The organism is Deltaproteobacteria bacterium (assembly GCA_016931625.1).
Classification (GTDB): domain Bacteria; phylum Myxococcota; class XYA12-FULL-58-9; order XYA12-FULL-58-9; family JAFGEK01; genus JAFGEK01.
Genome location: JAFGEK010000145.1, coordinates 40,563 through 63,885 on the forward strand (window position 1 = coordinate 40,563; position 23,323 = coordinate 63,885).

The 23,323-nt window shown below is 40.5% G+C and carries 23 protein-coding genes; 12 read left to right on the forward strand and 11 right to left on the reverse strand.

Annotated features, from left to right (window positions below):
* Window positions 1–76 precede the first annotated feature (76 nt).
* Window positions 77–1,072 carry a type I glyceraldehyde-3-phosphate dehydrogenase gene (gene gap, locus JW841_12305; GenBank protein MBN1961717.1) on the forward strand — a complete coding sequence of 332 codons (996 nt, stop codon included), beginning with the start codon at window positions 77–79 and terminating at the stop codon, window positions 1,070–1,072.
* Window positions 1,073–1,099: 27 nt separating this feature from the next.
* Here the strand turns inward: gap and JW841_12310 are convergent, their stop codons facing one another.
* Complete coding sequence (locus tag JW841_12310) at window positions 1,100–1,699, reverse strand: HNH endonuclease (GenBank protein MBN1961718.1); 600 nt, start codon at window positions 1,697–1,699, stop codon at window positions 1,100–1,102.
* Between the two features lie 548 nt (window positions 1,700–2,247).
* Here JW841_12310 and JW841_12315 point away from each other — a divergent pair.
* The 3 genes from JW841_12315 (at window position 2,248) to JW841_12325 (ending at window position 7,019) form a co-directional block, all read left to right on the forward strand.
* Entirely contained in the window at window positions 2,248–2,514 is a 267-nt protein-coding gene (locus JW841_12315) for a hypothetical protein (GenBank protein ID MBN1961719.1), read from the forward strand.
* A gap of 106 nt (window positions 2,515–2,620) precedes the next feature.
* Window positions 2,621–4,552 carry an Hsp70 family protein gene (locus JW841_12320; protein ID MBN1961720.1) on the forward strand — a complete coding sequence of 644 codons (1,932 nt, stop codon included), beginning with the start codon at window positions 2,621–2,623 and terminating at the stop codon, window positions 4,550–4,552.
* A gap of 142 nt (window positions 4,553–4,694) precedes the next feature.
* Complete coding sequence (locus JW841_12325) at window positions 4,695–7,019, forward strand: tetratricopeptide repeat protein (protein MBN1961721.1); 2,325 nt, start codon at window positions 4,695–4,697, stop codon at window positions 7,017–7,019.
* 107 nt (window positions 7,020–7,126) lie between these two features.
* Here the strand turns inward: JW841_12325 and JW841_12330 are convergent, their stop codons facing one another.
* The gene (locus JW841_12330) at window positions 7,127–8,623 is read right to left on the reverse strand and encodes a SpoVR family protein (protein ID MBN1961722.1); all 1,497 of its coding nucleotides are present in this window, start codon (window positions 8,621–8,623) and stop codon (window positions 7,127–7,129) included.
* Window positions 8,624–8,764: 141 nt separating this feature from the next.
* On the opposite strand from JW841_12330, the gene genX reads away from it, so the two are divergent.
* The 3 genes from genX (at window position 8,765) to JW841_12345 (ending at window position 11,103) form a co-directional block, all read left to right on the forward strand.
* Window positions 8,765–9,736 (forward strand): EF-P lysine aminoacylase GenX, encoded by a 972-nt coding sequence (gene genX / locus JW841_12335; protein ID MBN1961723.1) that lies wholly within the window; start codon window positions 8,765–8,767, stop codon window positions 9,734–9,736.
* Window positions 9,736–10,374, forward strand: coding sequence for a tRNA (guanosine(46)-N7)-methyltransferase TrmB (trmB, locus tag JW841_12340; GenBank protein MBN1961724.1), 639 nt, complete (start codon window positions 9,736–9,738; stop codon window positions 10,372–10,374). The genes genX and trmB overlap by 1 nt, the downstream gene beginning before the upstream one ends.
* 138 nt (window positions 10,375–10,512) lie before the next feature.
* On the forward strand, window positions 10,513–11,103 hold the full coding sequence (locus JW841_12345; protein MBN1961725.1) for a hypothetical protein: 591 nt from the start codon (window positions 10,513–10,515) through the stop codon (window positions 11,101–11,103).
* Window positions 11,104–11,142: 39 nt separating this feature from the next.
* On the opposite strand, the gene JW841_12350 is transcribed toward JW841_12345, so the two are convergent.
* From JW841_12350 to JW841_12365, 4 genes are all read right to left on the reverse strand, one after another.
* The gene (locus JW841_12350) at window positions 11,143–12,543 is read right to left on the reverse strand and encodes a hypothetical protein (GenBank protein ID MBN1961726.1); all 1,401 of its coding nucleotides are present in this window, start codon (window positions 12,541–12,543) and stop codon (window positions 11,143–11,145) included.
* Window positions 12,544–12,697: 154 nt separating this feature from the next.
* Window positions 12,698–14,110, reverse strand: coding sequence for a penicillin-insensitive murein endopeptidase (locus tag JW841_12355; GenBank protein ID MBN1961727.1), 1,413 nt, complete (start codon window positions 14,108–14,110; stop codon window positions 12,698–12,700).
* Between the two features lie 164 nt (window positions 14,111–14,274).
* The gene (locus tag JW841_12360; GenBank protein ID MBN1961728.1) at window positions 14,275–15,522 is read right to left on the reverse strand and encodes a serine hydroxymethyltransferase; all 1,248 of its coding nucleotides are present in this window, start codon (window positions 15,520–15,522) and stop codon (window positions 14,275–14,277) included.
* 173 nt (window positions 15,523–15,695) lie between these two features.
* Complete coding sequence (locus JW841_12365; GenBank protein MBN1961729.1) at window positions 15,696–16,628, reverse strand: rhomboid family intramembrane serine protease; 933 nt, start codon at window positions 16,626–16,628, stop codon at window positions 15,696–15,698.
* Window positions 16,629–17,038: 410 nt separating this feature from the next.
* Here JW841_12365 and JW841_12370 point away from each other — a divergent pair, with 410 nt between their 5' ends.
* Window positions 17,039–17,293, forward strand: a complete 255-nt coding sequence (locus JW841_12370) for a hypothetical protein (protein MBN1961730.1) — start codon at window positions 17,039–17,041, stop codon at window positions 17,291–17,293.
* Window positions 17,294–17,372: 79 nt separating this feature from the next.
* A complete protein-coding gene (locus tag JW841_12375) occupies window positions 17,373–17,564 on the forward strand; it encodes a hypothetical protein (GenBank protein MBN1961731.1) in 192 nt (63 codons plus the stop codon).
* Between the two features lie 48 nt (window positions 17,565–17,612).
* On the opposite strand, the gene JW841_12380 is transcribed toward JW841_12375, so the two are convergent.
* Both JW841_12380 and JW841_12385 read right to left on the reverse strand, forming a co-directional pair.
* Window positions 17,613–18,158 carry a hypothetical protein gene (locus JW841_12380; protein ID MBN1961732.1) on the reverse strand — a complete coding sequence of 182 codons (546 nt, stop codon included), beginning with the start codon at window positions 18,156–18,158 and terminating at the stop codon, window positions 17,613–17,615.
* Window positions 18,159–18,200: 42 nt separating this feature from the next.
* Window positions 18,201–18,383 carry a hypothetical protein gene (locus JW841_12385; GenBank protein MBN1961733.1) on the reverse strand — a complete coding sequence of 61 codons (183 nt, stop codon included), beginning with the start codon at window positions 18,381–18,383 and terminating at the stop codon, window positions 18,201–18,203.
* Window positions 18,384–18,537: 154 nt separating this feature from the next.
* On the opposite strand from JW841_12385, the gene queF reads away from it, so the two are divergent.
* Together queF and hemC are read left to right on the forward strand one after the other, a co-directional pair.
* On the forward strand, window positions 18,538–18,891 hold the full coding sequence (gene queF / locus JW841_12390) for an NADPH-dependent 7-cyano-7-deazaguanine reductase QueF (GenBank protein MBN1961734.1): 354 nt from the start codon (window positions 18,538–18,540) through the stop codon (window positions 18,889–18,891).
* Between the two features lie 17 nt (window positions 18,892–18,908).
* On the forward strand, window positions 18,909–19,814 hold the full coding sequence (hemC, locus tag JW841_12395) for a hydroxymethylbilane synthase (protein ID MBN1961735.1): 906 nt from the start codon (window positions 18,909–18,911) through the stop codon (window positions 19,812–19,814).
* 52 nt (window positions 19,815–19,866) lie between these two features.
* On the opposite strand, the gene tadA is transcribed toward hemC, so the two are convergent.
* Entirely contained in the window at window positions 19,867–20,349 is a 483-nt protein-coding gene (tadA, locus tag JW841_12400) for a tRNA adenosine(34) deaminase TadA (GenBank protein MBN1961736.1), read from the reverse strand.
* 45 nt (window positions 20,350–20,394) lie between these two features.
* Here tadA and JW841_12405 point away from each other — a divergent pair, with 45 nt between their 5' ends.
* Window positions 20,395–21,039: a M23 family metallopeptidase gene (locus tag JW841_12405; protein MBN1961737.1), complete on the forward strand. Its 645-nt coding sequence runs from the start codon at window positions 20,395–20,397 to the stop codon at window positions 21,037–21,039.
* A gap of 14 nt (window positions 21,040–21,053) precedes the next feature.
* On the opposite strand, the gene JW841_12410 is transcribed toward JW841_12405, so the two are convergent.
* Both JW841_12410 and JW841_12415 read right to left on the reverse strand, forming a co-directional pair.
* On the reverse strand, window positions 21,054–22,217 hold the full coding sequence (locus JW841_12410) for a hypothetical protein (GenBank protein MBN1961738.1): 1,164 nt from the start codon (window positions 22,215–22,217) through the stop codon (window positions 21,054–21,056).
* Window positions 22,214–22,999, reverse strand: a complete 786-nt coding sequence (locus tag JW841_12415) for a type III pantothenate kinase (protein MBN1961739.1) — start codon at window positions 22,997–22,999, stop codon at window positions 22,214–22,216. The genes JW841_12410 and JW841_12415 overlap by 4 nt, the downstream gene beginning before the upstream one ends.
* Between the last annotated feature and the right edge of the window lie 324 nt (window positions 23,000–23,323).

Sequence of the window (23,323 nt, forward strand, 5' to 3'; positions counted from 1 at the left end):
TGAGGTACTCGGCACCGGGTCCCGCGCAGGCAAAAACTGCATTAACACTCCATACCGAGGTTTAAAGGAACACATCATGGCAATTAAAATTGGTATCAATGGATTTGGACGTATTGGAAGACTCGCCTTCCGCGTAGCTGTAGATCGCAAAGACATCGAAGTTGTCGGCATCAACGATTTAATCGATGTCCAATATATGGCTTATATGCTCAAATATGATTCAACCCACGGTCAGTTCAAAGGCAGTGTCGAAGTTAAAGACGGCATGTTGGTAGTTAACGGCAAAGGCATTCGCGTTACCCAAGAAAAAGACCCGGCCAATCTTAAATGGAATGAAGTTGGCGCAGAGTGTGTAATTGAGTCTACTGGTCTTTTCTTAACTGATGAAAAAGCCCGTGCTCATATTAAAGCTGGCGCTAAAAAAGTTGTGCTTTCAGCTCCTTCAAAAGACAGCACACCAATGTTTGTTATGGGCGTCAATCACAAAAGCTATGCTGGTCAAGACATTGTTTCAAATGCTTCTTGCACCACTAACTGCTTGGCTCCTATCGCTAAAGTGCTTAATGACAAATGGGGCATTATTGAAGGATTAATGACCACCGTCCACGCCACCACTGCTACTCAAAAAACTGTAGATAGCCCTTCATCTAAAGACTGGCGCGGTGGTCGTGGTGCTGGCCAAAACATCATTCCTTCGTCAACTGGTGCTGCTAAAGCTGTTGGCAAAGTTATTCCTGAGCTTGCTGGCAAGCTTACCGGTATGGCTTTCCGTATTCCTACTCCTAACGTCTCGGTTGTCGATTTAACCTGTCGCCTTAACAAAGCTGCTTCTTATGAAGACATCAAAGCTGCCATGAAAGCTGCTTCTGAAGGTGAGCTCAAAGGCATTCTTGGTTACACCGAAGATGCTGTTGTTTCTACCGATTTCTTAACTGATTCACGTACCTCAATCTTTGATGCCGGCGCTGGTATCTCGCTTAACGATAATTTCGTTAAAGTAGTTTCTTGGTACGATAATGAGTGGGGCTATTCAAATAAGATCATCGACCTACTCGTTCATATTTCTAAGTAATACCTAAGTAGGGGCGATCGCCCCTACTTAATCTGTCTCTAGTTCAGTATTCCAATACGACGCATCTACCATATTTAAAAACGGTAGCCACTCGCGATAACAACCTCGCATGCGTAAAGAGTGCACTAATTCGCCCCAGCGTGGTTGACGAGCTGGTCGTATAAGTTTCATATTTGCTTCTTCTGGAGTACGACCACCTTTTTTAAAATTGCATTTGATACAACTAGTGACCACGTTTTCCCAATTGGTTTTACCGCCACGAGAGCGTGGAATTATGTGATCAAGATTAAGATCACGACGTGGCAAACGTTTGTTACAGTACTGACAAGTATGGTTATCGCGGGCAAAAAGATTATGTCGAGAAAAACGAATGCGACCCACAGGAATACGATCATATACCTGTAAAACTACAATACGCGGAATAACAATACGACGATTGGCTGTACCTACAGTTTGATCATCTACATTAGCAGATAAAGCTGCCCAATCTTCAAAATCAAATAAACGGTATTGTTTATCTAATGCACGAGCAGCGCCGATATAAAGTAAGCACATTGCTCGACGCCAGCTAGTCACATCAACTGCTTGGTAATTTCGATTTAGTACTAATACATGGGCATTAATCATCGCCATAACCACATACTAAATTTTATTGCGAACTGCAGCAAAAACCTCCTTTATTAAATGTAACAAATTTATAACTTCTAGTGTTAAGTTTTATTATTAGACACTCTTTTCGAATAAGCTCACCTAAAATTCCTAATTCTTAAGTTTTTAAGTTCTTTAAATCTTCATTTTTATGTTTTAAACTGGGTATTTAAAGAACTTAAGAATAGGAAACTTAAGAATGAAAGGCCATGATATAGCTGATATACTGCTACTTTTATTTTTTCTTATTTGTGATCATTTCTATTGTCTGAATCTAGGGTGTATCTCTATTTTTTTAATTTAAAATCTTTATGTGATTTTTGCCAAACCTTATGCGTAGATACATAATTTGCAGCAATATGTTGCTATAAAATCACTAAAAGATCTTGTCTGTTTTTTTGACGTTGGCCTTTTCGCCACCTAATATCATTAAAAATGCTTAAAGAGGACTGGGCGCGCAGGCTTCTTTAATGCTACTAACTACCCTTCGGGCTTTAAAGCCCGGGCAATTCGGAGGGTGAGTGAGAATGATGACCAAACGTAAGCAAGTAAAAAGTAACCAACAAACCACTGAACGAGTTGCCAAAGTTACAGCTCTCGAAGAACAGGTGATACGCATGCGTAAGGGCCTTAGTGCCCCAGTCGAACTCGTCCTTGAGCACAAGGCCGGTAATAATATCGAACTAAAAGCCAAACTTGATGCAATCGAACGGCGTGTACTTGAAGCAGCCGGTGCACGCACTAGTTCTACCAAAAGCAAGATCGTCAGCGCTTTACGTCGTAAAAACCGTTAAATTACAGCTAGTTATCCCATAAAATACAAGATTGATATAAGCCTTAAGGTGGTTTACTGCTTGATTCGTGGCTGGATTCGGTTTTTTATTTATTACTTAAAACCACATGAAACCTACCGATACTAAACATCGATCTGCACGCCAAGAATTTCAAAGCCGAGTACGCATCGCTGTAGCTGGTGCTGATGAAATTGAAGAAAAATATGCTACCAATCTCAGCGATGGTGGCCTTTTTGTTCGTCACGATAGCCCTCCACCACTTGGTAGCATTGTTGCTATCGAATTTGTTTTGCCTGACGGTAGCAGTCTTGCTTGTATGGTTGGTAGAGTCATTCATGCTCGCCCAGCCTTTACTCCTGGTGAAGCAACTGCAGGCATGGGATTACAGTTTGTTGAAGTAGATCAAAGTGCTGCAGCTTTAATTGAAAAATTTCGCAATAAAGTGCCTGAGCCAGTAATTGACAAAACTCCTCCAACACCACAGTTAGAAACCATCGCCCGCCCTGAAAGAGCGCCACTAATTTCGTTAGATGGTCCTGTGGTCGGCATCGATATTGGAACATCTAATAGTTGTGTAGCGATAATGAAAAATGGCCGTCCACAAGTTATTACTAGCCGCTTAGGCTATCAAATTATCCCTTCGGTTGTTTTTATCGCCCCCAATAATGAAATATTTGTTGGCCACCGTGCTGTTGAAAAAATGATTCTAATGCCAGGCCGTGCAATTTATGGTTCAAAACGCTTTCTTGGGCGTCCTTTCGCTTCAAAAGAAGTACGTAACCTTGGTCATTTTTTCTCATACGATCTTACTTGTGGCGAAGATGGACGCGTTGCCGCTTGTATCGATGACCGGGTAATACGTTTAGAAGAAGTTGCTGCTTATATCTTAAGCTCCCTAAAAGAAATTGCTGAAGATAATCTTGGTTGCACAGTCAATCGAGCGGTTATTTGTGTTCCGGCTTATTTTGGTGAAACGCAACGTCAAGCAGTACGAGAAGCTGCGCGTTTGGCTGGTTTTTACGTAGAGAGAATTCTAAACGAACCAACCGCAGCCGCCGTCGCTTATGGTTGGGGTCGTGATATGCTGGGGACAATAGCCATCTATGATCTGGGTGGTGGCACTTTCGATGTTGCACTCCTGCGAATAGATGGTGCTCGGGTTGAAGTTATAGCTACTGATGGTGATCCCTTTTTAGGCGGTTCCGATTTCGACGATCGTGTTACTGAATACGTAATGATGCGTTTTGAACGCGCTAATAACTGCAACATTCGCCAAGATCCGGTTTCAATACAACGTATTCGTTTTGCTGTTGAGATAGCCAAACGACAATTATCTGAAGCTTTAAGTGCTGAAATAGTTTTGCCTTACATCTATAAAGGACCAAATGGTTTTCTTGAATTAAAAACAAGAATCGAACGTAATACCCTCGAAACGCTTACCAACGATCTAGTGGAACGAACCTTCACCTTGTTGCAATCCGTACTTGATGCTGTTGGAATCAAGGCTAACCAACTTGATGATGTGTTAATGGTTGGCGGGCAAAGTCGTAGCCCCCACGTACGTCGTCTACTTTCTGAGCGTTTCGGTCACACCCCCTCTAGTACTATTCACCCTGATGAAGCAGTAGCACTTGGGGCTGCCCTAATCGCTGACGCATTATATAGCAAACGATCAATTGATCTTATCGATGTGTTACCAGCATCTATCAGAGTTGCTAAAGCAGATGGTGGTACAATTCGCGTATTACCTAGAGGTGCTCGCCTGCCAGCAAGCGCTGAAATTGATATTGTAAGTGAGGCTTCTGGAGATATTGAATATCGTGTTACTCTATATCGTGGTGAAAACGAATCTGTTGATCAAAATACTCTTATCGGTACAGTACGACTTCCAAGCAGTCACGCTTTAGCATTATCAGGGACACGTGCAAAAGCCATTATAGAAATTAATTCAGAAGGTATAATGTCGGTAAAAGTACGACATCCACTTACTGGTCAAATTCAACAACTTGAAGCAACCATCACCACTAATTTACCGTAATCTTATCAACATTTTGTAACAAATAAATCGACAACATTAAAACACCAGCTAAAATTGAAATAGCACTTAGCGTTATGAGGCGATAACGATTGTTGAAACTAACTCCAGGTAGTGCTCTACTATAAATATATCCAGGATTGTCATGAGTGAACTCGATTTAGCAAAACTGCATAGTAACGAAATCAACGGCACCTTTTCGCGTCTTGAAATTCCAAGTCTGATCATGCGCGCAGTGCGCCAGAAATTAACAGGCGCCCTTAAGTTAGTTGAAGGAAGCAATGTTCGTATGATTGGATTTTCTAATGGCGCCCCTACTGTTGCAGCTTCATCATTATCTAGTGAAAGATTAGGCCCTTTGCTGCATGAACGCGGCGCAATTAGTAATCATTTATTAAATCAAATCGATGAGATCATGCACAGTGAAGGACTACAATTTGGAGCTGCTGCGATTAAATTAGGTGTACTGACAAAACTCGATCTCGCGCGTTGGTTAAAAGAACAACATGCTAATGTTGTGACTCAAAGCTTAAATGCTTCATCAGTTAAATCTACCTTTGGTCCCTTAGGCAAGTTGGCAACAAACCGCAGCGGTTTACAGCTATTGGCTGCAATCGAAAGCGGTGTTCGTGCATATTCTTTAGATCTCATCGATTCAATTCAACAAAAAATTGAAGGTATACGTTTTACTCTGCAACCTGGAGCTCTTGATCTTGCCTTAGAACTTGGTTGTTCGGCATCAATATCGCAACTATTACGTACTCAAGGAACTGAAGCGCATTCGTTTCAAGATTATCTCGCTTCTTCTGAAGATGATGATCCAGCCGTACCGATTATCACGTTAATACTAACCAGTATTGTTTTACCTGTTGAACAACAAGATCCAGCACCACTTGATTTAAACGAAACCGTTCCCCAAACCACAGCAACGCTTGCAGCTTCTGAATCACAAAAAGTGCTAGATGAACTACAACCATCTGAGTCCCAAGTTTCGAGTGCAGAGCAAGTCAATGAGTTGACGCCACCTTCGATAATAAAAACCACTGACGCTGACTCAGAAAATACTCCTGGGCGTGCCAAAAATATTGCCGACTTAGAAGCAATGCTAAAAGCGCGTAATCAAATACCGCCAGTAGTAAGCTTTAAACAAAGAGAAGAAATCAATTTTAATGTTCCTGCTACATTAACCAATTCTTTACCTATAATAAAGCCAACAGTTACTCCACCACCCGCTATTGAAAATACTGATACAAAAAAGAATATCTCCCCAAATATTCCAGTACCATTACCGTCTCTTGCTTTAGAAATTGATGATTCTGATATACAAAAGGCTAGAACACCAGAATCACAATTTGACCCTTCATTAATTTCACCTACAGTAAAACAAGCAGCAACTAGTTCATCAGCAGACCAAAACGAAATCACTGCTCGACCAAGCGATTTATCTGAGCCACAACAAGATCAAGATAATGAATCTTCAATTAACGGTACTGTTGCAGTATTTGAGCAACCTAACCCTGCAGCTACAGTTAAACAAAGCGGCGCAGATAATAATTATGTTGTTATCCCAAAAGAATTACTGTCTGTCGTAAATCAGCCACAAACAGGATTACTTAATAGTACGCGAATATTATTAATTATTATAGGTATGCTACTATCTGCTGTAGTTGGAAGTGCCGCGACTATTTGGGCGTTACGCAATCAAGCTTTTGGCCTCGACCAAAAAACCATCGCAGAATTACTTACTAAGCCCAACAATCAGGAAAAACAGAATACAATAGCATCACCGAATACTAATGATGCAATGAACAACACCAATAATGTAGCTATTAATAAACCAGCAACAACACCAAACTCGACTAATGACTCTTCTATTAATACTACTGCTAAGACAAATAATAATGCAAGTGGGCATCACTCTGCGGCTCCAGCAAATGCAAACTCAAACATTTCAACAACAGACGATAGTACCCTTGAGAATCGTAATAATAACAAATGGTCTCGATCGGCAGCATTCACAAAAGGATTGGGCAAAAACAAAAATCGTTTTCGTAATAACCAGCAAAACATTGATGACAATAAATCGGCTAACACCGCAACTACCGCAATACAACCACAACCTGAAAATACCACAAGCGATACAACCACTAAAACTGCTGTTAAAGAAAAAACTAACGAAGCAACCAATACCAACTCTACAGCTGCTGCAAATAAAGAAGAAGTTGCTGCTAAGTTAGCGCTTGTTCGTAGCTCTCTGCAACAAGGTGATTATCGCAAGGTTTTAGCAATATGTAATGAAATACTTGCGATTGAACCACATAATCCTATGGCTTATCGTTCTTTAGGTATTGCTTATTCAGCCTTAGGAGCATCACCACAATCATGTGAATCATTTCGGCGCTACCTGCGCTATGCACCAAAGGCTCGTGACAAAGAACAAATTGAAACTTTATTAACAACCTGTAAATAAGTTTATATGCATCAACATTCTGTCAATCATCGCCACCAGTCTTAAAAAAATACCCAATACTCGTTCGCGTATGCTACTTAAAAAGACTAATCAGGGGGTGTCCTTATTTAAAACTGCTTTTTATATTCTGTCTCGATAAAATCTTGACCGTTGTAACGTACAATAACATTTCGTGCATCGATGCAAGTAATTAGGTTAACCGGACGAGTCCAAACACCATAAATATTGCTTAAAGTGTCACGCATATAATCATTACGTAAATCTGTTCCTTCATGTTGATGTTTAAGTAATAATTCACCACGATTTTCGTGATTGCCATCAATTACATAAACAAATGGTTGCCCCATATTAGTTAGTTGAGTCAGCAACTTGTTACGAATGGCTACAGCATCACGGTCAGTAATCTCCCAGTTGCCAGAATTACGATTATAACCATAATTAAATAACTTATGCTCGCGAATAAAATCTTCCGTAAGAAATTCATCGATAAAAGTCACATCATTATAATGACTACGTACTTCAAAAAGTTTTTGTCTACCTAAACCAGAATGGTTATTCCATTCTTTACGTTGAGTTAACGAATCACATTCTTCCCATTCTTTGCCAAATCGACCACGATTCCAACGGTCTTCAATGTCACGCAAAAGTTCTAAGCCCAGTTTGTAAGGATTTATCGAACCAGGTTGTACCCCCATAGTGCCAGCATGATGATCGGCATAATCAATAACTTCGGCATCAGTAAGCGCTTTTTGGGTCATAATGGTGGTGTGCCAAAAGCTCGCCCAGCCTTCATTAAGTATCTTAGTCTGTGCTTGTGGAGCAAAATAATAAGCCTCTTCGCGTACCATAGCAAGAATATCTCGCTCCCAATTCTCAAGCGGCGCATACTCTAATAAAAAAAGTATAATATCGCGTTCAGGACGATCAGGAAATCGACGCTCACGATCGCGTTCTTCTTTTAGTCGACGTTTTTGTTCGGCAATGAAATCTTCAGGGTTTATATATTTCTGCATATATTCGCGATTAGTTCTTATTTTAGGTACATCAACAATTTCAATATCACGTTCGGGTTTGTCTTTTTTTATATCGTCACGTCGCTTAATAAATGGCGAATGACGATCTATAAGATTATCAACCGAAAGACATTTATCAATAAAGCCTTCAACTTTTTCAACGCCGTATTTATCCATATAACGACGAACTTTAGTGCCATGGTTCGCCATCGTATCCATCATTTTTCTATTTGTATGAGCAAATGAAAAATTATTTTTAAAAAAATCTACATGACCATACACATGCGCCATAACTAATTTTTGATCGACATCTTCATTAGATGACATAAGATAAGCATACGAAGGATCATTATTTATAACCAACTCGTAAATACGTGAAAGGCCATAGGTGTAACTTTTAGCAAGCTGTTCGTACTCCATGCCAAATTTCCAATGCGGATAGCGCGTTGGAAAGCCACCAAAAGCAGCAATCATATTCATTTGTTCAAAGGTTACACATTCAAATACAACATCATAAAAATCTAACCCAAAATCACGAGCATAACCTTCAACACGCTGACGAATAGCTTCTAAGTGTGATGGCAGAGGCATACCACAAATGTAACCCGCCCTGATGGCGTGGGCAAATCCCAAAGGCAATAAAACACCTTTAATCAGAAAGATTAATAACCATTGACATACCCTTTACACCTCCGGCATAGCGCGCCGATTATGTTCACCTTTGCCGAAAAAATGAAACGACGTGCACAGTTAGTGCGCCAATTGCGTCTTTTTTTCGACGACCAAGGTTTTATCGAGGTCGATACACCAATTGCCGTGCCTTCACTGGCACCCGAACCCAACATTGAAGCGCCGCAGGTACAACTACAAACACCTAACCAAACAAATACGCGTTACTTACAAACATCACCAGAACTTAACATGAAACGTCTGCTAGCGCACGGTCTGCCGCTTATTTATCAAATAGCGCCGGCATTTCGACAAAATGATTTTACCAATCTTCATCGACCTGAATTTCGCCTCCTTGAATGGTACCGTTACAATGACAATCTTGATGCCTTAATGAACGATTGTGAGTCGTTACTCGTTACTTTGAATAAAATCATTAACGACGAACCAATACTGACCTATCAAGGTCGCAAAATATCACTTGTACCACCATTTCGTCGTATTAGTGTTGATGATGCATTTCGACAATATGCTGGTTTTTCTATTTTAGAAGCATTAGAGACTGATATTTTAGCGCAGCATCTTCGTAAGCTTAATATTCACTTTATTGTCAGCGAATCCTGGGATGACCTATATAATCGAGTTTTTATTAGCCTTATAGAGCCAAAGCTAATCAATACCGGAGAACCTTTCTTTTTAACTCAATTCCCTCGGCCTCTTGCATCCCTAGCGCGTTTGGCACCTCATGATAATCGTGTTGCCGAACGTTTTGAGCTTTATATTGGTGGTATTGAACTAGCCAACGCATTTGCTGAACTTGTTGATGCTGACCAACAACGAAAACGATTCGTACACGACCGCGAGCAACGTTTAAAAGCCGGTATGCATGATTATCCACCTGACGAAGCATTTTTTACTGCTTTAGCTACCTTGCCGCCCTCAGCCGGAATCGCTTTAGGACTCGACCGCTTATTAATGTTGCTATTAGATGCAATAGATATCGATGATATCGCTTTTATTCCTTGGGGTAATTAATGCTAGTTAGCAATGGTTCTTCTCGACGACGCTATCGTCAGCACGGAAACCCATTTAACTTACACCTACCTATTAAAACCATTGACTTGAACGCTATCTTTAAACGGCTTGCACCAATAGCTATCGATGTAGGATGTGGTAGTGGTGCGTTTACTCTTGAACTAGCTAAACAACATCCTGAATGGAATATAGTTGGCATAGAAATTCGTCAGCACTTAGTTGACTGTATTAATAACGAGGCTAGCACTTTAGGTTTGGCTAATATTCATGCCTTGCTTGCAAATATAAATTTGCACTTAGAAGCCATTATCCCACCTCAAAGCGTGATTTGGGTAAGTATAAATTTCCCCGATCCCTGGTATAAAAAACGTCACCAAAAACGTCGAGTGGTGAATCAAGAATGGGTAAAACTGCTTAAAACACGCTTAGTTACTGGCGCACAAATACATTGCATGACTGATTACCAACCCATTGCCGAAGAAATTAAAAATATTTTTGAAAGCATAAAAGGTTTTATTAATCTTGACGGCAGCGGAAATTTTGCTCATACCACTACTTCTGGAATTATAAGTGAGCGGGAGCGTACACATTTGCGCCGAGGCGAGTCGATTTATCGCCTACGTTTTTGCTTAGAATAACTCAATTAGTACAAAGTATGATTTTTTTAAAGTTGAATATTTAGAAAACCTTGTCGATTATGTAATTGGATGCTATGCTAAAAATGTATCCCACCTAAAAATCACGCCGTAGTGCATGTTATTTACACGGGAGTACCAGTGAATAGATTGACCCAAGAATGGGGCAAAGGTAGTCAAACCATGACAAACCCTAGCCCACGAAGCAAAGTATTTAGTAACTCAGATGATTCAAGTGCCGAGCATCGCCGTAAGCTTGAAGCCCTTTTTGGCAATGGCAGTAACACTAGCAATGGCGGTAATGGCAACAACGAAGGTAGTAGCCCTAGCCCTACAAACGATGCCTCTCGCATGCGTGTCAGTGAAAACAAAGTGTTTTCAAGCCCGCGTAAATCAGTAGGTCGTACACCTTCTGAATACCGAATGCGACTTGAGCGATTACGCATTGCTCGTGAAGTTGAAGAGATTAAAGAAGCTGCCGATGGATTTATGCAATATCATCAACTACCTGATGATGTAGATATTCTGTATAAGGTGCTGCAACATCCATCTGAAAAGGTGGTACGCGAGGCACTTGGCCAAATCTCTTCGCTAATTAGCCAAGGTCGTATTAATGGTAGCATGATTCTTGAAGACCGACTTTGTAGTCTTGCTGAACGAGCAACTGAAAATGCTACTCGCTCTTACATTGAAGGTATCCGTGGACAATTAGAGCGTATTAAAAAAACTTAGCAAATTGCAGGTGACGGCTAATGAATAATCTGGATTATTTTAATGTGTACGTTTGCGTTTTTTAGAGCGCCGGCTTTTCTTCTTTTTGTTATTAGATTTCGCATTTTTTGATTGTACTTTACTATCTTCTTTTTCTGTCGTTGCATTTTCAGGTTTTGCATTAGCTACAGGAACGATATTTTTACTGCCTTCATTTTCGCAAGTCAGAAGACAATCAGAAAATCTTTTTTGACAATGTTCAGAGCAATAAGGATCTTCAGCATCAGAGCTGCAAAATTCACGACATGCTTCAAACTGTTCTTGGCTGCGTTTCTGACAATGTTCAACCGATTTATCAGTTGGCGACCGCGAGCAATCGGCAAAAGGTTTTGATGGTAATGATGGCGGTGCCTCAATACGCAAACTTCGCGTTAAAACATATCCGGCCCTACCAAGGCTATCTATAATTAAACTGTATGCACCATAGCTATCAACAACTTCTACACGTGATCCCGGTTCAATAGAACCTAAATTTTGATATACCTCTCCGGTCATAGGGCCAGAAAAAAGTTCTTGGGATTCTGTCAAATAAGCAACTTCTTTATTAGAACTAAACGCCAATATTATTAATATAGTAAATATAATTATCGGTATGGCCGCAATACCACCAATAATTAGTTTATCTTTTATTGGTGCAGAGCGTAGATATGAAAATAGCTCTTTAGTAAATTGATGCCACGCATCTTTAGGGAATACATGACCACGCGCGCCTCTATGAATTGCTTTATGCTCGCCAGGGATCTTTAACTTAACATTATGTTTTTTATGAAATGACTCGGTTTGAATGACATCAGTAACTACATCAGATGACCAATTTGGTTGCGGTTTTTGAGATTTTTGCTTGGATTGAAAGTCAAGTTCTAGTTCACCGGCTGCTTCATTATCATTAGAATCTGCTTCAGAATTATCTAGTTCTAACTTATTCATCTCTTGTTTTAAATTCGGATCTTCTGCTGGCGCATCTAAATCTGTAATTAATGGCGTAGATGAGGCGGCATGATCATTTGCTAACTCACCAAAATCTATCGAGAATGGTACTGGTGGTACAAACTTTGCGGGCTCTGATTCACTTGACGATGTTGCTGATATCTTTTCACCGCCATTAACGCTTAAATCTATAGCATCATTGTCTTTACTTATAGTATTGAGGTCTTCGATTGCGCTAATATCATCTGCGCTAACGAATTCGATATTATCACCGCTTACTTGCGAGAAAGATGGCGGTGTATTTGCTGATAGATTTGATGAAGACACCAGTGGAATTGTTGGATCAGGGTTATTGTCTTGCAAAGCTGGGCAAAAAGATGCACCACAACGCCGACAAACAACATAAGCACCACCAGCAAGGTCTTTCTCGCTTTTTGAATGGGCTGTCTTGCAATGTGGACATTCAATAATCACGATATTATTGATCGTAAACCGAAAATCCCTCTCAGCGCAAAGAAGGTTTTAATTAATCGACATAACCATTACTGACCTTATGCGTCAAATTAATTAAAACATGATATCAAAAAAAACCTTAAATTACATAACCAATTAAAACATAATGGTTTTTTTAGTGTTGAAAGATAAAGTTTAATGCTACCGGTGGTGTTAGTTGCGTAATATTAGGATCTGGCGTTTTTGGTGTCTCTGAAGAATCAGGTGCTTTCTTATCGCTAGGTTCTTTAGCATTTTGTCCATCAGCAGGCTTATTTTCTTCTACTGGTGGAAGCCGTCGAGCTGGAAGCACTATTGTAGAGGGTAATGGACATTTGGTACAAGGTCCGCGCATCGGTACTACTAAAACTCGCGCAACGCGTAAAAATGTTGAACGCATGCCATTAGCATTTTGAATCATTCGCACCGTACTATTATATTTGCGGGCGATGGTACTTAAGGTATCACCACTACGTACTTTATAAATTAATTTGTTTTCATCAGGACGACTTGCCAATAATGGTTGAACCCGGTACCCCAATTCTTGAGCGCGTGCATTATAAAACCGCACATGAAAATGATCACGATGTCTACGAGCATGTTTTATAATCGGATTAGGCCCTGAAAAAATCGAATCTAACCAAGCACGATCTACACCTTGTTGCAGTGCATAGTTGATTAAAACTTTTTGAATTGCTCGGTCAACTAGGATTAATTGTACATCGGTATTAGTAATTAATGTATGCACGAGCTGCCAGTTTAAAGCAGGATCAATCTTTTTTAGCCAGTATTTACGTGAACCCTCTGGTCTTTGGCCACCTTGGTAATACAAACCTATATCAACATCACGACCTGATTGATGGCTGCGATGAGGTCGAATGTAACCGCCATCCTTTTTGCCTATGTGATTTACACGCAATTTGCCTAATTCACCAAACTTTGCAACTAAATCATGCCCAACTATTTTAATATACTCAATAGTTTCTTTAGTCCCCCATGCGAAGTCTGGTGCTACCACATAAAAGCCATCTCCTGACAGTAATTGCATGCTATTAATAACTCTACCTTCACCAGGGAATCCTACTGAAATTGAACCAAGGTCTTCTAATGAATCAACGAAATACTGAGCAAGTTCGGTATCTGAAATATCATCAGTGTAAATAAATCTATGGGCGTTACTGTTAGTATCATTCTCAACTACTTCATTAGTGCTTTCATTTACACATTCGTCATTATCGCAGATCTCATTAACTTCATTAGAGTTATCATCTAGTAACGATGTCGCGGTTATTGGCAAAGAAGAGTTGTCTTCAGCTTTATCGAGAGTTGCCTGATGGTTAATAGATTCTACAGTTTTTATATCAGTTGCATTATTTGTCGCTGGGTTATTCGTATTATCAGGGTTATCATTAACTGCAGATTTATCGGCAATTGACTTAGAAGCAGCAGATGGTTTTTGAGTAACGAAATAGCCACTAATAGTACTACATGAAACTTGGCTTGCAAAAAATAAACCAGCGGCAACCACAGCTATTAACGGTTTTCGCATACTCCGGTTCTGATAAATATAAAAAATTAGCGGCGACCGCTTGTGTCGACACACTTTTACTAAATCTATAAATCGATCGCAGTTGCGACTTAGCGACATTTTTGCAAATTTAACGACCATTGTTCTTCTTTTTTAAAAAATTTTGAAGTGTTAAATCTCTAATACTAATTTGTAATCCCTGGCACGCTAAAGTGCGAACATAAATTTTTTACTTCGGCAGCAATACGGTCAAGCGCCGCTTCATCTTCACGATGCTGCAATGCTTCATCTAACCAAGCTGCTATCTGCTTCATTTCAGAAGCGCCAAACCCGCGACTTGTAACAGATGGTGTACCAATGCGTAACCCACTTGGATCGCTAGGTTTACGGGTTTCTCCTGGTACGGTATTGTAATTGAGTACCAAACCAGCGCGCTCCATAGCTATGGCTGCAGGTTTTCCGCCTACATCTTTATTGCGCAGATCTACTAACAATAAATGATTGTCAGTGCCACCAGTTGCTAATTGATAGCCAAGGATAATCAACTCTTGCGCTAAAACTTTTGCATTTTCTACAACGTGCTTAGCGTAAACGGCAAATTCTGGTGATTGGGCTTCTTTTAATGCTACTGCTATTGCGGCGGTAGTTTGGTTATGTGGCCCCCCTTGCACCCCAGGGAATACCGCACGATTAATAGCCTTGGCGTGTTCTTGCTTGCATAAAATCATTGCCCCACGTGGACCGCGTAAAGTTTTATGAGTAGTCGTAGTAACTACATCAGCATAGGGCACCGGATTAGAATGTACCCCACCAGCAACCAAACCAGCAAAGTGACTCATATCAACTAAAAGCAAGCATTTTGCTTCATTAGCAATTTCGCGAAAACGGGCAAAGTCAAGTTGGCGAGGATAAGCCGAATGGCCGGCAATTAATATCTTAGGTGAGTGCTCAAGTGCCAGACGTCTAATTTCATCGTAGTCGATCAAACCAGTGTCAGGACTTAGTTTATAATGCACAGCATTAAAATATTTACCAGAAATGCTTGCCTTAGAGCCGTGGGTGAGGTGGCCACCATGACTTAAATCAAGACCTAAAATAGTATCTCCCGGTTTTAAAAAGGCTAAATAAACCGCTAAATTAGCCGGAGAACCGGAATATGGCTGCACGTTAGCATGCTCAGCGCCAAACAAGGCTTTGGCACGCTCAATTGCTAATTCTTCAATACCATCAATGTTTTTTTGTCCTTGATAAAAACGTGCGCCAGCATAACCTTCTGAGTATTTATTGGCGAAAACCGAGCCTGAGGCTTCAAGTACTGCTTTTGAAACGTAATTCTCACTAGCAATAAGCCGGATAGTATCACTTTGATATAATTCTTCAGCCTTAATCAAAGCAAACACTTCAGGATCGCTTAACTTTAAATCTGCGCACATGCTGGAACTCCAAAGAAAAATTAAGTTGAATTGCCCAGACGCGCGGCCAGAATAGCCAACCATACTCCCCCGGGGTTATCCCCGTAAGCGCCAGTTGTACGGTGGCAGTTTTTCATTGCAACATTGTCGATTAGAATTAGATTTGTCAACAGTAGGGTGGATTTTAAATGAATTCATCTCGCACATACCCAAGCAAATATCACTACTGCCATTGAAGCTACGCCAGCAATCAATTGTATCAACCAGTTCGCACGTTTATTAACTGGAGCTATAAATCCAACAACAAGACCAGAAATAAACCCACTAACATGCGCTTTTATATTTGATTCTGGATTAAACGCGGTAAATGCTAATAATAGTACCGCCGCACCACCAATGCGCATTCTTTCACGCCATGCGAAAGATATTTCAAAGCGGCCACGCAAACCATTACCACCAGTAGCGCCTAATAATCCAAATAGGCCCCCAGATGCCCCAACTGTTGCGTTTATGTCAGAAAATAAATAGCCGACGATAAAACCAGTGATTGCAGTGATAAGCCAATAGAATAAAGTAACTCCAGGACCCAAACGCTCACTAGCTGCCCAAGCCAGCACCAGCATAAAGCTAGCGTTACTAATGGCGTGTTGATAATCAGCATGTAGAGTTGCAGCAGTAATTAAACGCCACCATTGACCATCTGACAAAGAACCGGCGAGCAAAGCACCACGCTGAAAAAAACTGCTCGCTCTTGTCACATCAAGAGTGATAATACTGCCTGCGATTAGCAGCAAAGCTAAACACAAGGCAAAAGCGAAATCGGGTTGCAAGAATAAAGGCACCCATTCGGCTGGTGAGCGCACCCTTTGTTTTTTTGAGATATCTTCGCCTAACTGTTCGGATAATATTTCAATAATATTCAATGCATCTGCGGGTTCTACATCGAGCACCATTATATCATATATATCGTTAGGTGTATTTATTTCATTGGCATATTTACACCAATTATATTCAATGCCTTCTGCCTGCAATGCCGCATTGCATTGAGATATCCATAATGAATCGTGACTCGCGAGCAAATGCATTAATATTTTCTCATCAGCATCATTTGAATTATTTTCTACCACCGATAGGCAAAAAAAATTAAGCTTTTTTGCTTTGGTATGCTCTATTGCATGATACGAATCTAATATCTATATGCAACCTGGCACTAAATTAGATAGTAGCTAATAACCAATCAATTCAAGCCTTGCAAAATACCGTAATTCAAATCACTCCCGACATTACCGATAGCAATAAAGGTATACAGACTTTGATATATAATTTTACAACCCCGCCAAAAAATGGTTCGGTAATATAGGCAGGCAACTATTTTTATTACCAGCCTAAAGTTAATTTTACTGGCCCTGATAGTTTTACCTGGATAGCAGCCTTAATGTTAATATTGTTGCTATTGCAAACACCGCACCTACTATTACTGATATAAGCAATCAAACCATACAAGCCGACTCTGTTTCTTCACCGATAAGCTTTACTATTGACGATGCACAAACACCAAATTACAGATTTAATCGCCGCAGCTAGCGCTGACAATATGATTTCTTTATTAGACCACAAGGGTGTAGTTTTACAAACACTTCAAGGACATACTGCTGAAATTACTGCCCTGACATTTTCATCAGATGAAAAACATCTCTATAGTACTGCAAAGGATGGAATATCACCCCCGCTAATAGCGAATACGGCGAATTTTTCGAGCACTTTATTTTTTAGAGTTACGAGCTTTTATTGACTACAATAGTCCAAGAACAGCATTACATTATTGGCGCTCTACCTCAGGATTTGAAGTTGATCTTATTTTTGATGAACACGTGGCAATCGAAGTTAAGACAGCTAAACATATTACCGATAAACATTTAAAAGGGCTACGAACTTTAGCTGAAGAACGCCAAGTCAGGTGCTTCATCGTGGTATGTCAAGAAACGCGACCGCGGTTAATCGATGGCATTCATGTCATGCCGTGGCGTATGTTTCTAGATGAATTATGGACCAATGGACTTTAATTGAAGCCGCAGACACACTACTTACACGTAGTGAAATAATAACTAAACTTACCAACTAATAACTACATGCAAGTTATCACGATCAAAGACATCCTTGCGATAGTTTGGCTCACTGCCATTGAGGCTCTCAAACGCGGCGAGGAGAAAACCGATGAGCAGCCCAAAATGCAGCGGCGATATAGTAGGGAATTTCGATAATGTAAAAACCCATTTACGCGACTTAGCGGAGCCATCGGCAGAAAGATCGCCAGTATCGTGATACTGACGCCATACTATATTAGTCTTACGTACGATTGAATCGAAGCCCATATCCCAAAGCTTTTTATATAACCCGTGGAGTAGATGCCGACGACAAAGTTGCTTGCCAAATTCGATATACTGGCGTTCGATCGGAATATTTGGCCAGAGCAACTTGAAACCAGGTGCCATCAAACGCTCGGTGTCTTCTATGGAAAGCTTGGTTGCTGGCAGAAGCGCAGTAAATAAAATTCTATCTTCAGAGCTAAGCTGCTGTAAATATGTCTCAAGCAGCTCAGTACGCTCGCCAAGCATTTCCCGTAAGACTATTACACCTGACCCTTTATATTTAGGCATAACGCTTCCTCATTATACTTTCCGATTGGTCTCTGTTCAATATCAATATTTTAAATTGTTGCCTGTTTCCACCATATAGCCGGAATTATCAAGCGCGTTAAAATAGATACGCTGATGGTCAGGGCCTTCGAATAGGTTTTGCCAGGTATCATTCACTTTTTTCTCAATATCTGCTTCGCTGTAACCCAGTTCTGCAAATATATTACGATATGTCTTTTTTTTCATACTCCTGCCTCTCTTAAGATTTCTTTGTTTATTAGAAGTATTATTAATTATCTTACCGATACCGATTAAAAACTCTTGGCGGCATTTATTTATCGGATCATGCTACCATTAAAGCTTTGTTACAGCTATAGAGGCATCATTTCGGAGGTTAATTATGCCTACCCAGCCATCAAAAGATTTGCAGACATTTGTTAACCCCGCGCCAGAGCGCGATTACGAAATTCGTTTTGAAACCAATGAACTTACTTGTCTTTGTCCGATGACTGGTCAGCCGGATTTCGCAACTCTACGCATCAATTATATACCTGATAAATTATGCGTCGAGCTAAAAAGTCTCAAGCTATACATTTGGTCATTTCGCGATGAAGGCCATTTTCATGAGGCTTTAACCAATCTTATTCTTGATGATTTAGTTAAATTGCTACACCCACGAAAAATGATAGTAGAAAGTGCCTTTAATATTCGCGGTGGTATCACCACAACCGTAATTGCCACTCATCAGGCTTAAGAAATTTTAATATTATTATGTTTTCTCGTTTACGCATAGGTACTCGTGGCTCTCAGCTTGCACTATGGCAAGCAAACTATATTGCTGCGTCTCTTGGTGGTGAGCATGAAATTATTGTCATAAAAACTACGGGTGATAACTATCCTGACGCAACATTAGATGCAACAACTGGTATTGGAATCTTTACTAAAGAAATTGAATATGCGTTGCTAAGCAATCAAATCGATGTTGCTGTACATTCATTTAAAGACTTACCGCTGATACAGCCTGCTGGTCTTAAAGTTGCGGCAATACCACCGCGTGGACCAGTCAATGATATCATCGTCACTCGTCACGATTGCCTAGCAGAAAATCAGCATTGGTCGCTTAAACAACATGCCAAAATCGGTACTAGTTCGCCACGTCGCCGTGCCCAGCTATATTATAAACGGCTAGATCTGCAACTTATTGATCTGCGTGGCAATATAACCTCGCGAATAAATCGCGTCTTTAACGGTGAGCTTGACGCTGTTGTAGTTGCTGCTGCTGGTATTAATCGTTTACAACTACAAAACGATATTGTAAATAATTCTGGTTTAATTATTTCATTACCGCTAAATGAATTTCTGCCCGCCCCTGCTCAAGGCGCACTTGCTCTTGAAATACGTGCTGATGATACGAACACAAAAACGCGCTTAGAAAAATTGCACGACCCAATAACTGCATTAGCCATAAATTCCGAACGTGCTTTGTTGGCTTGCCTAGGTGGTGGTTGCCAATTACCCCTTGGAGCTTATTGCAATTTTGCAAATGCAAATTTGCATTTGCATGCGGCATTAGCAAATACTGAATGTACTCGTTGTTACCATGCAAAAGCAAGTGCTGCTACGATTAAAGAAGTTGTTGAACTAGTTTATGATTCGTTAAGTCATGTGAATGCATAAACAACCAAACTAACAAACTAACGCTTACTACAACAATTAAAATCTCTACAAACTAATCGTGTTCTTCATTAAGAACTTTACTTCGCCTTGCAAAGAAAAATTCTCTAAGCAACAAAGCGCTCTCTTCTGCCATAACTCCCGCAACTATCTCAGCACGATGATTCAAACGCGGATCAGCAATTATATTATAGATACTGCCCGCAGCGCCTGCTCGCGGATCAGCAGCACCAAAAACCACACGATCAACACGGGCATTAACCACAGCACCAGCACACATTGGGCACGGCTCAAGCGTTACATATAAAGTGCATCCAAATAATCGCCAACGTCCAAGATTTGCCGCCGCTTGCCGCAATGCAAAAATCTCAGCATGCGCTAAAGGGTCATTATCGATCTCTCTTCGATTATTGCCACTTCCTACCACTACATTATCACACACCACTAAGGCTCCAACTGGTACTTCACCATTAACCGCGGCAGCGCGAGCTAATGCCAATGCTTCAATCATCCATTTTTTATTATTATTCATCTGCATAGTATTAGCCTAACCACCCCTTTTTGAGCTAGGATTATAAGATAAATGCGTCAAATGCTTTTATCCATATTCACTGCTATTGCAATAGTAGCCTGTGCCCAACCACGCGAAAAATTAGCTTGGCCATTTCCACCTGCACCACCAAAATCAATCCCTCATAATTCACCAACAGATCCGCCAAAAAACAAAGCTGCTATGGGCGGTGTTATGCATGAAACAGATGAAATTGATGGTGAACTTGATAATAATAATCTTGCTAATACATCAAGTGATTCTCAAACTGACGCTACTCCAAATTTTCAATGGCCAATGATAGTAACTACTATTACTAGTCTTTTCGGCAACCGTATAGATCCCATCGACGGTAAACATCGCTTTCACAGCGGTATAGATATTGACGGCAAATATGGCACATTGATTCGCGCTGCTGCATCTGGAACAATAGTCTTTACTGGTTGGGATCATGGACATGGAAGAAAAGTAGTCATTAAACATGCAGCAGGTTTTAGCACGAGTTATTCTCATCTTGCCCAAACCATCGCTTTACCCGGCACTCATGTAAAAGCTGGCGAAGTAATTGGTCAACTTGGCAATAGTGGCCGCAGCACTGGCTCACATTTGCATTTCGAAGTTAGACGATGGAATGTATTGCTCGATCCTTTGGATGTATTGGCCTCACCCGCAAAATAGGGCGTTCCCTAATTTTAATGTTTCTTTTGCGCTAATAATCGCCGTGCCTGATTAGCCACCGCAGTGCTAACATTTTTGCTCTTTGCTAACGCTCGCACATCGGCCTCACGCAATAACGTTATCATTCGCATAGCTGTTGGCAGTGGTGTCTTGGGATTATTAACTAATGCGACTTTAACTCCATAAGGTCGCGATAATTCTTTTGAGGCTGAAATTATACGTATCACTTCATCACAAATTTGCCGGCTTTGTGATGCACTAACTACTTCTTGTTCGGTAATCCGTGGATTACGAATAGCGGCACTTGCTACTACTCGATTCATATCGCGAAGTAATATTGTACGAGCTTCTTTATTACCTTTTATCGCCAGAGCTACGCGTTGTGACATACCCAATGAGCCAATATACTTAAGCATCGGCATACGTTTTTGGGTTTCTTCATCTGAACCTTTTTCTTCATCAGTTTGATTGTTTATAGTTTCTTTACTATCAAGAATATCTGCTACTACTTTTGCTCGTTCTTCAGAATCTGCATTATCCTGAATCAGCTCAGTGGCCATAGGTGGCAATTCAACTTTATCTGCTACCTCTAACATTTCTTTTGGTGAAAGGCGTGCCATTGCTTCAGCAAATTCAGGCATATCTTCATAAATAACACCAGCACGCACTAAAAAATCAAAAAGACGGTCGCGACTAGAACGTAAGAGGTTTGGATTTTGTTTAATTGCACGCACAATTGCATCTGATCGCTGAGCTCGCTCTTGGTTATTGGCAATTATTTCGGCAATATGTTCTGGAACACTTGCGGCAATTGCCGCAATAGCAGAATCAGGTGTATCTTTTAATAAAACCAACTTCTCAATCAACTCATATCGTTCATTTAGTAAACTAATAAGTATAGTTAAGGCTGAACTTGGTAAACTAGCATCAAGTGCTGTGTTTATTATCTTTTCAGGTAATTTCCCTATTGAAATTTTTGCCGCATTGGCAATCTCATTATTTTCATCTAAAGATAATCCGCATAATACAATAACCATTTCTCGCGGTGGCAAGGGTGCAATCCCCTTTGCCGCCATCATGCGTGCGGGTCCTGGTGAGTTTGGATCAAGATGTTTTTTATGTGGCTCCGCTAGACTAGCTTTTAACTCTGCAATACTCACTTGATTAACCTTTATCAATTTTGATTAAACTCCCAAATAATTCGCAGCCCGTCTAAAGTTAAAAATTCATCAACTGTTTCAATCTGTTTTGACTGTGAAGCAATGAGACGAGCTAAACCACCTGTTGCAATAATTCTGGGTGAAAATTTAAGCTCATTTTTAATACGTTCTATTAAACCGTCAACTAAAGCAACATATCCAAAAATGATACCTGATTGCATGCTAGTAATTGTATTATTGCCAATACTCGATTTCGGTGACTGTAATTCAATACGTGGTAACATAAAAGCGCGTGTATAAAGAGCTTCTGCCGCAATCATTATTCCAGGAGCGATGGCACCGCCCAAAAATACTCCTTGTGGAGAAACCACATCAAAGGTTGTGGCAGTACCCAAATCGACAACAATAACACCAAATGGACCATTAGCGAGGGATTTAAATCGCTCATAACCTGCAACACTGTTTACAACACGATCAGCACCAACATCATTAGGATTTTCATAACTTATTGTTATACCTAATTTCGTGGCCAAATTTACCAGCAATGGCTTTATGCTAAAATGATTTTGGCACATATTAATGAATGTCTGCGTCAGTGGTGGTACAACACTTGCCATTATTATTGCAGAAATTTTTGCAGGATTAATATTATCCTCAGCCATCAGTTTCTGTAAAAGCTGGCTATAGTGATCACTTGATTGTGCGTGTTCTGATGCAATACGAAGATGATGGGTAAGTTTGCTTCCTTTATATAAGCCAAAAACTGTCTGGGAATTACCAATATCAATCGTAAGCAGCATGCCATCTTGACCTTATTACTTTAAAATATACTCGAACAAGAACAATTGAATAAAATAGCTTGAAAACATAACAGATATCAGGGAGTGTCCCAAATTGTCACCTTTCGTGAATCTCTTAAGTCCAGCATTCAGGGACACCCCCTAATTACAGCGCTTTTCAATCGTGTTGAGCTACTGCGAGCGTGTATACCTGCCTTGCGTTAAACAGCCTCGTCCCGCCGCTGCTCGAAATATGTTCAATATTCCTGCGCTGCTTGGTCCTCGGGTGCTTAACTCGGCGACGGTCTACACACTCTCGTATACGCTCAACCCAATTGAAAAGCG